This window comes from Pseudomonas sp. AC255, from assembly GCF_979258175.1.
Genome location: NZ_OZ409841.1, coordinates 3,119,558 through 3,132,105 on the forward strand (window position 1 = coordinate 3,119,558; position 12,548 = coordinate 3,132,105).

11 protein-coding genes, 5 tRNA genes and 1 pseudogene are annotated in these 12,548 nt (G+C 59.8%); 3 read left to right on the forward strand and 14 right to left on the reverse strand.

Annotated features, from left to right (window positions below):
• Window positions 1-143 precede the first annotated feature (143 nt).
• The 11 genes from ACZZ0K_RS14250 to uvrB form a co-directional block, all read right to left on the reverse strand.
• Window positions 144-590 (reverse strand): Hsp20 family protein, encoded by a 447-nt coding sequence (locus tag ACZZ0K_RS14250; protein WP_016773925.1) that lies wholly within the window; start codon window positions 588-590, stop codon window positions 144-146.
• Between the two features lie 119 nt (window positions 591-709).
• A complete protein-coding gene (locus tag ACZZ0K_RS14255; RefSeq protein WP_258707885.1) occupies window positions 710-1,669 on the reverse strand; it encodes a tRNA dihydrouridine synthase in 960 nt (319 codons plus the stop codon).
• A 175-nt stretch (window positions 1,670-1,844) separates the two neighbouring features.
• Window positions 1,845-2,288 carry an acyl-CoA thioesterase gene (locus tag ACZZ0K_RS14260; RefSeq protein WP_016773923.1) on the reverse strand — a complete coding sequence of 148 codons (444 nt, stop codon included), beginning with the start codon at window positions 2,286-2,288 and terminating at the stop codon, window positions 1,845-1,847.
• Between the two features lie 46 nt (window positions 2,289-2,334).
• Complete coding sequence (locus tag ACZZ0K_RS14265) at window positions 2,335-3,168, reverse strand: alpha/beta fold hydrolase (protein WP_016773922.1); 834 nt, start codon at window positions 3,166-3,168, stop codon at window positions 2,335-2,337.
• Window positions 3,169-3,198: 30 nt separating this feature from the next.
• Window positions 3,199-3,738 carry a TetR/AcrR family transcriptional regulator gene (locus ACZZ0K_RS14270; RefSeq protein ID WP_041478525.1) on the reverse strand — a complete coding sequence of 180 codons (540 nt, stop codon included), beginning with the start codon at window positions 3,736-3,738 and terminating at the stop codon, window positions 3,199-3,201.
• Window positions 3,739-3,920: 182 nt separating this feature from the next.
• Window positions 3,921-3,996: transfer RNA gene (locus ACZZ0K_RS14275), tRNA-Glu, on the reverse strand.
• Between the two features lie 80 nt (window positions 3,997-4,076).
• Window positions 4,077-4,152, reverse strand: a tRNA-Ala gene (locus ACZZ0K_RS14280).
• A 53-nt stretch (window positions 4,153-4,205) separates the two neighbouring features.
• Window positions 4,206-4,281 (reverse strand) — tRNA-Glu (locus ACZZ0K_RS14285).
• 79 nt (window positions 4,282-4,360) lie between these two features.
• Window positions 4,361-4,436: transfer RNA gene (locus tag ACZZ0K_RS14290), tRNA-Ala, on the reverse strand.
• 188 nt (window positions 4,437-4,624) lie between these two features.
• Window positions 4,625-6,106 (reverse strand): glutamate--tRNA ligase, encoded by a 1,482-nt coding sequence (gene gltX, locus ACZZ0K_RS14295; protein ID WP_071171803.1) that lies wholly within the window; start codon window positions 6,104-6,106, stop codon window positions 4,625-4,627.
• A gap of 277 nt (window positions 6,107-6,383) precedes the next feature.
• Window positions 6,384-8,399, reverse strand: a complete 2,016-nt coding sequence (gene uvrB / locus ACZZ0K_RS14300; protein ID WP_016773919.1) for an excinuclease ABC subunit UvrB — start codon at window positions 8,397-8,399, stop codon at window positions 6,384-6,386.
• Window positions 8,400-8,736: 337 nt separating this feature from the next.
• Between uvrB and ACZZ0K_RS14305 the strand changes: the two genes are divergently transcribed.
• A complete protein-coding gene (locus ACZZ0K_RS14305) occupies window positions 8,737-9,933 on the forward strand; it encodes an amino acid aminotransferase (protein ID WP_258707884.1) in 1,197 nt (398 codons plus the stop codon).
• Between the two features lie 225 nt (window positions 9,934-10,158).
• Entirely contained in the window at window positions 10,159-10,359 is a 201-nt protein-coding gene (locus ACZZ0K_RS14310; RefSeq protein ID WP_041478524.1) for a hypothetical protein, read from the forward strand.
• Here the strand turns inward: ACZZ0K_RS14310 and ACZZ0K_RS14315 are convergent.
• Both ACZZ0K_RS14315 and ACZZ0K_RS14320 read right to left on the reverse strand, forming a co-directional pair.
• Window positions 10,356-10,586, reverse strand: coding sequence for a hypothetical protein (locus ACZZ0K_RS14315; RefSeq protein ID WP_252879791.1), 231 nt, complete (start codon window positions 10,584-10,586; stop codon window positions 10,356-10,358). The genes ACZZ0K_RS14310 and ACZZ0K_RS14315 overlap by 4 nt on opposite strands.
• Window positions 10,583-10,795, reverse strand: coding sequence for a hypothetical protein (locus ACZZ0K_RS14320; RefSeq protein ID WP_252879790.1), 213 nt, complete (start codon window positions 10,793-10,795; stop codon window positions 10,583-10,585). The genes ACZZ0K_RS14315 and ACZZ0K_RS14320 overlap by 4 nt, the downstream gene beginning before the upstream one ends.
• 10 nt (window positions 10,796-10,805) lie before the next feature.
• Here ACZZ0K_RS14320 and ACZZ0K_RS14325 point away from each other — a divergent pair.
• Window positions 10,806-10,881: transfer RNA gene (locus ACZZ0K_RS14325), tRNA-Asn, on the forward strand.
• A 113-nt stretch (window positions 10,882-10,994) separates the two neighbouring features.
• On the opposite strand, the pseudogene ACZZ0K_RS14330 reads toward ACZZ0K_RS14325, so the two are convergent.
• Window positions 10,995-12,517, reverse strand: a pseudogene (locus ACZZ0K_RS14330) (nucleobase:cation symporter-2 family protein).
• Between the last annotated feature and the right edge of the window lie 31 nt (window positions 12,518-12,548).

A 12,548-nucleotide genomic window follows, 5' to 3' on the forward strand; every position in this document is an offset into this window, starting at 1 on the left:
ACTGCGCAGATTGTAAAGAGCCCCGACAACAGCGGCAAACCCTGCATCGCTTTGATTGCGCGCACAAAAAAGGCCCCGACGTATCGGGGCCTTTCGTTCAGCGGCTTATCGCCGATTCGGGCGATTGTGTGTCAGCACATGAATCAATGCTGCAGCGCCGGCTGCTGCGCTCCATTGATCGGGATGCGCTTGGCTTTCGCTTCTTCCGGGATCACACGGAGCAGGTCGATGCTCAGCAGGCCGTTGCGCAGCGCAGCGTCCTTGATCTCGATGTGATCGGCCAGACGGAACGACAGCTTGAAGGCTCGCTGGGCGATGCCTTGATGCAAGAACGTGACGCTCTCGTCAGTGTCACGCTTGCCGCCACTGATGGTCAGCACACCCTTTTCGACTTGCAGGTCCAGGTCTTCTTCCTGGAAACCGGCGGCCGCGACGACGATACGGTATTGGTCATCACCGTGTTTTTCGACGTTGTAGGGTGGATAGCTGCTGCCAGGCTCGTTACGCAGGGCGGTTTCGAACAGGTCGTTGAAACGGTCGAAACCTACCGAGGAACGGAACAGTGGCGCGAGAGAAAATGCAGTACTCATGATTCAAATCTCCTGAAAACAATCAGCAAGGTTTTGTGTCTCCGCGACCCGAATTCGGCATCGCGTAACCCTTAGATAGGGACCGCTGTTTTGATTTCAAGAGAATATTTTGAGATTTTTTATGCGGCTTCGACGAGCGGCAATCCGAGCAAGCGCGAGACTTGATCCGGCTCGGTTTCGCGACGCAGAACAGTGAAAAGCTCGGCGGCTTCCGGGTAGTTGCGCGTCAACATGGCCAGCCATTGCTTGAGGCGACCGGGCGATTGGCGTGCGGTCATCTGCGCCTTGGCCTGCAGCCAGAAGTCCTGAATCAGCGGCATCAGCTCGGCCCAGGTCATCTCGACGACCTCTTCGCCAGCGCGCGCCGCAGCGATCTGCCGAGCGAGATCCGGGCGGGAGACCAGCCCCCGACCGAGCATGATGTCTTCGACACCACTGATTTCGCGGCAACGGCGCCAGTCTTCGACGCTCCAGATGTCCCCGTTGGCGAAGACCGGGACCTTGACCACATCCTGCACACGCGGGATCCACTCCCAATGAGCCGGCGGTTTGTAGCCGTCCATTTTCGTCCGCGCATGTACGACGATGTGCTCTGCCCCGCCTTCGGCCAGCGCCGTGGCGCAGACCAGCGAGCCGTCAGGACTGTCGAAACCCAGGCGCATTTTCGCGGTGACCGGGATGTGCGTCGGTACGGCGCGACGGACATGCTCGACGATCTGGTTGAGCAGCTCCGGCTCCTTGAGCAGCACGGCGCCGCCACGGGATTTGTTGACGGTCTTGGCCGGGCAGCCGAAGTTGAGGTCGATCACTTCCGAGCCAAGCTCGCAGGCCAACGCGGCGTTTTCCGCCAGGCACACCGGATCGGAACCGAGCAATTGCACGCGCAGCGGCACGCCGGACGCGGTGCGAGCGCCGTTGAGCAGCTCGGGGCCGAACTTGTGGAAATAGGCCGGCGTGAGCAACTGGTCGTTGACCCGAATGAACTCGGTCACGCACCAATCGATGCCGCCAACGCGGGTCAACACGTCGCGCAGGATGTCGTCGACCAACCCTTCCATGGGCGCCAGAGCAATTTGCATGGGGAAACACTACTTGAAGAAAAAACGTGCGGCAGTTTACTGGATATCGCACAAATCCGCAGAACTACACATATCTCTGTGGGAGCGAGCCTGCTCGCGAAGACGGTCTGTCAGTTGACGCATGCGTAACTCACGCGATGCTTTCGCGAGCAGGCTCGCTCCCACAGGGTGAGATTCACATGGCTTCTGCAATCTGGATCGCCGGGCCATAGCCTTCGATAAATTCCGCCGGCATACGCTTGGGCTTGCCGGTCGACAGTTCGATGCACACAAATGTGGTCTGCGCGCGCAACAGGGTGGCGTTGTCGCTGGGGCGTTTGAGCTGGAAATGCCGGGTCATTTTCAGGCGCTGATCCCAATCGACGATCCAGGTCGCCAGTTGCAGTTCATCGCCTTCATAGGCGGCGGCCAGATAATCGATTTCGTGGCGGACAACGGCCATTGCTCGGTCCAGACGCCGGTATTCGACCAGGTCCAGGCCGAGGCGCTGCGAATGGCGCCAGGCGCAGCGCTCGAGCCAGGTGACGTACACCGCGTTATTGGCGTGCCCGAGCCCGTCGATGTCTTCGGCGCCTACTTGCAGATCAATGGTAAACGGCGTTGCCCGATCCCAGCCCATGCCCCACTCCCGGTCAAAGTATTCAACCGAGGCAGTGTAACGGAGCTCAGGCCGATTGGCGCGCCTGGAGACTGCGACCGGCGAGCAGTGATAACACGCCATCAATCACTCGAGGGTCGGCCAGCACGCGTTGATGGCCGCCGCTTTCCAGGCGCAGCAGGCGGCTGTCGAACCAGGCTTCGTGAATCAATTGCGATTCTTTGACCGAGACAAAATTGTCGTCCTCGGCATGGACGATCAGGCCGGGCATATCCAGTTGATAGTGGGCCACGTCCAGCGTCGCGGCGCGCATGCCGACGTCCTGCTCGACCTGACGAATGAACGCCGAACGCGCGCGCGGCGGCATGCCGACCATTCGCGCGAAACCGCGCAGCACGCCGAGAATCCGCGACGGTGCGGCGATGCTGACCAGGGTTTCGGTGCGCAGCCCCAATTGCACGGCGAGCATCGCGCTGGCGCCGCCCATGGAATGGCCGATAACCGCTTGCAGCGGCGGCAATTCGGCAGCGGCTTCAAGCATGGCGCGGGCGAACAGCACTACATTGGCTTCTCGCCCAGGGGAGCGACCGTGTGCCGGGCCATCGAGCGCGACGACGGTATAGCCGGCATCAACCAAAGCGTTTATCAGCGAAGCGAATTGCGTTGGCCGCCCTTCCCAACCATGCATCAGCAACACTGTAGGACCTTGGCCCCAACGCAGCGCCGACAGACCGAAGCGCAATGTGATGCGTTCGGAGCTGGCCAACAGCGGCAGCTCCCAATCGCGCAGCGGTAGAGCGCGGGGCGTCATGAACGCCAGACGCATTTTGCTTGCCACCAGTTTCGGTGCAAACCAGCCCAAGGTACCGTTAACGCCACGAACCCACTTCAACGCGTTCATCGCACTCTCCTCAGGCTTGTTGCCTTCAGGTCAACGCACCGCCGACTTGGCAGCGCGCAGCAATCGATCGGATAAATCTCCCGGACCCAGCGCTCTGGCCAAGGCCAGACCACCGACCATCAACGCGACATCGGCCAAAGCCTTGTCGGTGTCTTCAGGGCTGGCCGCCAGTTGCGCGACCATCAATTCCAAATGCTCGTTCAGCGCAATGCGGAACGACTCCGGCAAACGCCCCAGCTCCCCAATCGAGGCCGGGATCGGGCATGCAGCCTCGCTGGAATCCCGGTGTTTGCGTGACAGGTAGAACGCAGCCACCAAAGCGCGACGCTCTTCGCCGGTCAGATCGGCGTCCATGTCGGCAATCAGGTCGCGACGGCGGCCCAGCAGCTGTTTGAACGCCTCGAGCATCATCGCGTCCTTGCTTTCGAAGTGCGCATAGAAGCCGCCGACAGTCAGCCCGGCGGCGCCCATCACTTCACCCACGCTCGGGTCTGCCGGGCCGCGTTGAATCAATGCGGCGCTGGCAGCCTTGAGGATGCGTTCGCGGGTTTGAGCTTTTTTATCGTTCATCGTTGCCTCCGAATATTACGACTAGAATATTATTCGCATAATAATATTCCGCAAGTCATGAATATGACCGCTGGTCTGAAGCACAGTGTAAGGAAAAAGGAGAGTTGGCCAAACGCCGGACAAACAAAAGGGCCATTCAATAATTGAATGACCCTTATAAAATCCCGCAGAGCGGGTAATCGTGGCGTCCCCTAGGGGACTCGAACCCCTGTTACCGCCGTGAAAGGGCGGTGTCCTAGGCCACTAGACGAAGGGGACACAAACCCTTCTATACAACTGATCAGTGCTGAGAGCTGATCGATTCAAGGCCGGTGTGGCCAGACCTTGAACTGTAAAATTGGTGGAGCTAAGCGGGATCGAACCGCTGACCTCCTGCATGCCATGCAGGCGCTCTCCCAGCTGAGCTATAGCCCCGGATTTTTCGCCTCGCGGCGGAGTGATCTCTTGCAACATCACTTCTGTAAAACTGGCGTCCCCTAGGGGACTCGAACCCCTGTTACCGCCGTGAAAGGGCGGTGTCCTAGGCCACTAGACGAAGGGGACGCAAACCCTTCTATACAACTGATCAACGCTGAGTGTTGATCGCTTCAAGGCCGGTGTGGCCAGACCTCGAAGTGTAAATTGGTGGAGCTAGACGGGATCGAACCGTCGACCTCTTGCATGCCATGCAAGCGCTCTCCCAGCTGAGCTATAGCCCCTCATCGCTGAGGACGGGGCGAATCTTAAGGGCGTATCGAAAGCCTGTCAAACTTATTTTTGAAAAATTTCAAAATTTTTTGCCGGGATAACAATCACTTACCGCCCTCCCCCGTAAATTCGGGAGAAACGCCGAAGGCAGGATCAAAAGATCGCAGCCTTCGGCAGTCCTGCAGAGAAGCAAAAGCAATCAGGCGATGGCGCCCAAGAGCTTTTCCCATTCCTTGTTTTCTTTCTTGGACACGCCGCCCAGCAGGTCAATCGCCTGGCGCAGACGGAAACGGGTCAGGTCCGGGCCGAGGATTTCCATCGCATCGAGCACCGACACCGAACTCGCCTGCCCGGTGATCGCAGCAAACATCAGCGGCATCGCGTCGCGCAGTTTCAGCTCGAGGGACTCGACCACCGCCTGGATCGTCGCGGTGATGCTGTCCTTCTCCCACTGCCGCAGGCTTTCCAGTTTCCACAGGATCAATTGCATCAACTGGCGAACCTGATCGCCGGAGAGCTTTTTCGACTCAAACAGCTTGGCATCCGGATTCACGCCGCCGGCAAAGAAGAACCCCGCCAGCGGCGCGACCTGGCTGAACGTTTCAACACGGCCCTGAACGTGCGGTGCGATCTTCATCATGTAGTCGGAATTGAACGCCCACTTCTGCACGCGCGCGGCAAATTCTTCCACCGGCAGATCGCGCAGCCACTGGCCGTTGAGCCACGACAGCTTCTCGATATCGAAGATCGGCCCGCCGAGGGATACGCGCTTGAGGTCGAAGTTGTCGACCATTTCCTGCAGCGAGAACTTCTCGCGCTCGTCCGGCATCGACCAGCCCATGCGCCCGAGGTAGTTGAGCATCGCTTCCGGCATGAAGCCCATGCGCTCGTAGAACGTCACCGAGGTCGGGTTCTTGCGCTTGGACAGCTTGCTCTTGTCCGGGTTACGCAGCAGCGGCATGTAGCACAGCTCCGGTTGTTCCCAGCCGAAGTATTCGTACAGCAAAATCAGTTTCGGTGCCGATGGCAGCCATTCTTCGCCACGCAGCACGTGGGTGATGCCCATCAGGTGATCGTCGACCACGTTGGCGAGGAAGTACGTCGGCAGGCCGTCGGTCTTCATCAGCACTTGCATGTCCATGCGATCCCACGGGATCTCGACGTCGCCACGCAGCATGTCCGGCACCACGCAGACGCCTTCGCTCGGCACCTTCATGCGAATCACGTGCGGTTCGCCAGCGGCCAGGCGCGCCGCGACTTCTTCCTTCGACAGCAGCAGCGCGCGGCCGTCGTAGCGCGGAGTTTCGCCACGAGCCATTTGCTCGGCGCGCATCTGATCGAGTTCTTCAGCGGTGCAGAAGCACGGGAACGCATGCCCCATGTCGACCAGTTGCTGGCAGTACTTCTGGTAGATGTCGCCGCGCTCGCTCTGCCGATACGGGCCGTGCGGGCCGCCGACATCCGGACCTTCGCTCCAGTCGATGCCGAGCCAGCGCAGGGCGTCGAAGATCTGCTGTTCGGACTCGCGGGTCGAACGCAACTGATCGGTGTCTTCGATGCGCAGGATGAACTCACCGCCATGCTGCTTGGCAAAGCAGTAGTTGAACAATGCGATGTAAGCGGTACCTACGTGGGGGTCCCCGGTAGGCGATGGCGCGATGCGAGTGCGGACGGTGGTCATGGCTTGTCTCGAAAAAATGAAGAGCAGAACAATCAAGCGGCGAATGGTAACAGGCGACACCCGCCCCGCTCCAGCGGGCAGGGTATTTAAGCCAGATGCCCTAAGCCCTTCGGATGGTGTGAAGGCCATTCGCGAGCAGGCTCGCTCTTACAGAGATACACAATGATCGTTCCCACGCTCTGCGTGGGAAAGCATCCTGTGACGCTCTGCGTCACGCGAGCGATGGGACGCAGAGCGTCCCGGGCGGCATTCCCACGCAGAGCGTGGGAACGATCCCTTAAACCGTAAGCAATCGTTCGCGCAGTTTGGCAATCTCGTCACGCATCTGCGCCGCCGCTTCAAACTCCAGATCCCGCGCCAATTGGTACATCTTCTCTTCCAGCGCGCGGATGCGTTTGGTGATTTCGCTTGGCGAGCGCAGTTCGGCTTCGTACTTGGCGTTCTCTTCGGCGGCCTTGGCCATGCCTTTGCGCTTCTTGCTGCGCGAGCCCGGTACGGTGGCGCCTTCCATGATGTCGGCGACGTCCTTGATCACACCTTTCGGGGTGATGCCGTTCTCAAGGTTGAAAGCGATCTGCTTCTCGCGACGGCGCTCGGTCTCACCAATCGCCCGCTCCATCGAACCGGTCATGCGATCGGCGTAGAGAATCGCCCGGCCATTGAGGTTACGCGCCGCGCGGCCGATGGTCTGGATCAGCGAGCGCTCGGAACGCAGGAAGCCTTCCTTGTCAGCATCGAGAATCGCCACCAGCGACACTTCCGGCATGTCGAGGCCTTCACGCAGCAGGTTGATCCCGACCAGCACATCGAACACGCCGAGGCGCAAATCGCGGATGATCTCGACGCGCTCGACGGTATCGATGTCCGAGTGCAGATAACGCACGCGCACGCCGTGGTCGGCGAGGTAATCGGTCAGGTCTTCGGCCATGCGCTTGGTCAGCGTGGTGACCAGCACACGTTCTTCGATCGCCACGCGCTTGGTGATTTCCGAGAGCAAGTCATCGACCTGAGTCAGTGCCGGCCGCACTTCAACCTGCGGGTCGACCAGGCCGGTCGGCCGCACCACTTGTTCGACCACGCGCCCGGCGTGCTCGGCTTCATAGTTGCCGGGGGTCGCCGAAACGAAAATGGTCTGCGGGCTGACCCCTTCCCACTCGTCGAAACGCATTGGCCGGTTGTCCAGCGCCGAAGGCAGGCGGAAGCCGTACTCAACGAGGGTTTCCTTGCGCGAACGGTCGCCCTTATACATCGCGCCGACCTGCGGCACGCTGACGTGGGATTCGTCGATCACCAGCAAGGCGTCGGCAGGAAGATAGTCGTAAAGCGTGGGTGGCGCCGCGCCGGATGGACGCCCGGAAAGGTAGCGCGAGTAGTTTTCGATGCCGTTGCAGTAACCCAGTTCGAGGATCATCTCCAGGTCGAAACGGGTGCGCTGCTCCAGGCGCTGGGCCTCCACCAGTTTGTTGTTACTGCGCAGGTATTCGAGGCGCTCCTGCAATTCGACCTTGATGCCTTCGATGGCGTCGAGCAGGGTTTCCCGAGGCGTCACGTAGTGGCTCTTCGGATAGAAAGTGAAGCGCGGCATCTTGCGGATGACTTCGCCGGTCAGCGGATCAAACGCGGAAATGCTCTCGACCTCGTCGTCGAAAAGCTCAATGCGGATCGCTTCCAGATCGGATTCCGCCGGGAAGATATCGATCACATCACCGCGCACGCGGAACGTCGCCCGGGCAAAATCCATGTCGTTGCGGGTGTATTGCAGGTCAGCCAGGCGCCGCAACAGCGCGCGCTGATCGAGCTTGTCGCCGCGATCCACGTGCAAGACCATTTTCAGATAGGTTTCCGGGCTGCCCAGACCATAGATGCACGACACCGTGGTGACGATGATCGCGTCCTTGCGCTCCAGCAACGCTTTCGTCGCGGACAGTCGCATCTGCTCGATGTGGTCGTTGATCGACGCGTCCTTCTCGATGAAGGTGTCGGACGACGGCACATAGGCTTCGGGCTGGTAGTAGTCGTAATAGGAAACGAAGTATTCAACGGCGTTGTTCGGAAAGAACGCCTTGAACTCACCGTACAACTGCGCGGCCAGGGTCTTGTTCGGCGCCAGAACCAGCGTCGGACGCTGTACCTGGGAGATGACGTTGGCGATGCTGAAGGTCTTGCCCGAGCCGGTCACACCGAGCAATGTCTGGTGCGCCAGCCCGGCGTCAATGCCCTCAACCAACTGGCGAATGGCTTCCGGCTGATCGCCGGCAGGCTCGAAGCGGGTGACTAGCTGGAATTCCGACATACACACCTCTGGATTCGCGGCGCTCCGCGTCAGACGGAGCACCACGAGGACGACCGCAAACGACCGATGTCGCGCAAGAAAAAACCTGGATTGTGCTGAATGTGGTGGCGATTGCCTGACCTTTCAAGGCAAACGTCCTACATCCGGTAAAGAGTCTGACAAAGTCAATCGACTAACGGTCCAGAAATAATCGGAAAAACTTACCCCAAAAGCCGATTCGCCTGTCGCCATTGCGCGGTGATGGCCTCTATACTAGCTCCCCGTTTGTGCACCGCTCTAGTGCATTCGGCTGGAGCGCTACACGTCCCTCCACTCTCCATTCAGAGCCACCGTAATAATGAGCCTGTTCTCCGCTGTCGAAATGGCACCCCGCGATCCAATCCTGGGCCTCAACGAAGCATTCAACGCCGATACCCGGACCACCAAGGTCAACCTGGGCGTGGGCGTGTATTGCAACGAAGAGGGGCGAATTCCACTGCTGCGCGCGGTGATCGAAGCCGAGACGATTCGCGTCGCGCAACACGCTTCGCGCGGTTACCTGCCGATCGATGGCATCGCTGCCTACGACCAGGCCGTGCAGAAACTGCTGTTCGGCAACGACTCGCCGCTGATCAGCGCCGGTCGCGTCATCACCACTCAGGCCGTCGGCGGGACCGGCGCGCTGAAGATCGGTGCCGACTTCCTCAAGCAACTGCTGCCGAACGCCGTCGTGGCGATCAGCGACCCGAGCTGGGAAAACCACCGCGCGCTGTTCGAGACCGCTGGTTTCCAGGTGCAGAACTATCGTTACTACGACGCTGCCACCCACGACGTGAACCGTGCCGGCATGCTCGACGACCTCAACGCCCTGCCGAACGGCTCGATCGTTGTCCTGCATGCTTGCTGCCACAACCCGACCGGCGTCGACCTGACCCCGGCGGACTGGAACAAGGTACTGGAAGTGGTCAAGGCCAAAGGTCACGTGCCGTTCCTCGACATGGCTTACCAGGGTTTCGGCGACGGCATCGATGAAGACGCCGCCGCTGTGCGCCTGTTCGCTGAATCCGGTCTGACCTTCTTCGTCTCGAGCTCGTTCTCCAAATCGTTCTCGCTGTACGGCGAACGCGTTGGCGCACTGTCGATCATCAGCGAATCGAAAGAAGAAAGCGCGCGCGTGCTGTCGCAGGTCAAGCGCGTGATCCGCACCAACTACTCCAACCCGCCGACCCATGGCGCCAGCATTGTTGCTGCGGTGCTGAACAGCCCGGAACTGCGCGCGCAGTGGGAAGCCGAGCTGGCCGAGATGCGTCTGCGTATTCGCGGCATGCGCGAGCAGATGGTTGCCCTGCTGGCGGAAAAAGCCCCGGGCCGCGATTTCAGCTTCGTCGGTCGTCAGCGCGGCATGTTCTCCTACTCCGGCCTGACCACTGAACAAGTGCATCGCCTGCGCAACGAGTTCGGTATCTACGCCCTGGACACCGGCCGCATCTGCGTGGCTGCGCTGAACCAGAGCAACATCAAGGCTGTGACGGACGCGATCGTTCAGGTCATCTGATTTCGGCGAGTGATGAAAAACGGGAAGCCTTTGTGCTTCCCGTTTTTATTTGTCTCTGGAAACGCCTTGCAACCTCTAGACTGCACACAACTCAAAGTGCAGGAGCTGACGAGTGCAACGAGGCTGCGATCTTTTGATCTTGTTTCCAAGATCAAGATCAAAAGATCGCAGCGTTCCGCAGCTCCTACCGGTTTTGTGTACACCCGATTTTTGAAGAGAACCCACATGAAAAACGACAACCTGCGCGCCGACCGTGACGACCTGGATGATTTCATCCCGCGCGCTCCGGCCAAGCGTGAAAAGAGCCTGGTGCTGCAAGTCGCCACCGGGGTATTCCTCGGTGGCCTGGCCCTGTGGCTGGTGCAACTGGCGGCGACAGCGGTCTATGCCAAGCTGATGCTCGGCACGATTACTTTCGGCAGTTAAGCCAGTTCAGCCGAGCGCTGGGTGGCGGCATCGTCGTAAATCACATACAGCGATTCGGCGACCTGGCTTTTGATGGCCTTGCTGCTTTCGAGACCGAGGACGAAACCTTCGGCCTTGCCGCCGGCGCGGTTCAATTCTTCGGCGGTACTGGCGCCGGTGATTGCCTCGAAGAGTTTTTCGGCGTGCGGGCCGATCCCTTTGGGCAGGCTGATCTGTGCAGTGCTCATGCGAGCACCTCGATGTTACGGGTGATTTGAGTCATGGCGCGTACCTTTGCGGCGAATGGCCGGTAGCGCGTGTGACCACTTCCGGGCTGCCATGGTAGACCTCTGAAGTCTTTCTGGTAACCGCCAATCGCTGACAAAATGCCGTCCGTCCCCATGAATCGCAAAAGTTGCCAGGCGACGCTTGACTTCTCTTTTTGAATCAGTAACATACGCACCAATTCCGCAATAGCTCAGTTGGTAGAGCAAGTGACTGTTAATCACTGGGTCCCTGGTTCGAGTCCAGGTTGTGGAGCCAAATAGCAAAGCCCCTGAATCGCAAGGTTCAGGGGCTTTTTTGTGGGCGCATTAAAAATACCAAAAGGCCGATCTGTTTGGGCAGATCGGCCTTTCCTGTTTCAGACGCAGCAGTCAGACATGTTCGCTGCTTTTCACCTGCACCTTCGGCGCGCCGTGGCCATGATCATGGTCATCCGGCTCGATCACCGGCACTTCCTTGCCATCGCAATCATGCAGCTTGCCGTCACTGAAGTAATCGCCTTCACGCAGCGCGGCGAGATCGCGATAACGCAGCGTGCGCTCTTCGGCTGCGGCGAACACCGACTGTTGATCCGAGTTGCCGGTTGTGAAGTGGTTGAAGGCCAGATTGAGCAGGATCGCCATGATTGCCGATGAACTGATGCCCGAATGGAAAATCGTCGCGAACCAGCTCGGGAAGTGATCGTAGAAGTTCGGCGCTGCGATCGGGATCATGCCGAAACCGATCGAAGTGGCGACGATGATCAGGTTGACGTTGTTGCGGTAGTCCACCTTCGACAACGTGCGAATGCCACTCGCCGCCACGGTGCCGAACAGCACGATCCCGGCGCCGCCGAGCACCGAAGTCGGCACGGCGGCAATCACCCGCCCCATGAACGGCAGCAGGCCGAGCACCACCAGGAACAGGCCGCCGGTGGCCACCACGAATCGGCTCTTGATCCCGGTCACCGCCACCAGGCCGACGTTTTGCGCGAAAGCACTTTGCGTAAACGAACCGAAGATCGGCGCAAACATGCTCGACAGCATGTCGGCGCGCAGGCCGTTGCCCAAGCGTTTGGAATCTACCTTGGTGTCAATGATTTCGCCCACGGCAAGGATGTCCGCCGAGGTTTCCACCAGCGTCACCATGACCACAATGCACATCGACAGGATCGCGGCGAAATGGAAGGTCGGCATGCCGAAGTGGAACGGTGTCGGGAAGCCGAACATGGGACCGGTGGTGACACTGGAGAAATCCGCCATGCCGAGGAACACCGCCAGCACCGTGCCGATGACCATGGCCAGCAGAATCGACAGCCGAGAAATGGTCGCGCTGCCAACCTTGCTCAACAGCAACACCAGCACCAGCGTCACCGCTGCCAGACCGATGTTCTGCATGCTGCCGAAGTCCGGCGCGTGGCTGTTGCCACCCATTGCCCAGCGTGCGGCCACTGGCATCAGCGTCAGGCCGATAGTGGTGATCACAATGCCGGTGACCAACGGCGGAAAGAACTTGGTGATGCGCGAAAACACTGGCGTGATCAGCAAGCCGATCAACGAGGCGGCAATCACCGCGCCCAGCACCGATTGGAAACCGCCCTCCCCGCCACTGCTGACGATCGCGACCATGGTCGCCACACCAGAGAACGATACGCCCTGGACCAGCGGCAGCTGACAGCCAAAAAACGGCAGACCCAGGGTTTGCAGCAACGTCGCCAGCCCCCCGCAAACAATGAAGCAGCAATCAACAGACCAATGTCCGCCGGCGACAGACCGGCCGCCTGGCCAATGATCAGTGGCACCGCAACGATACCGCCGTACATGGTCAGAACATGTTGCAGGCCGTAAGCCATATTCGCGCCGACCCCGAGGTTTTCGTCCTCGGGCCGTTGGTGTGAAACATGGGGCGTTTTCATGGTGGGGGGTTCCCTGGTTTTTGTTATGCGC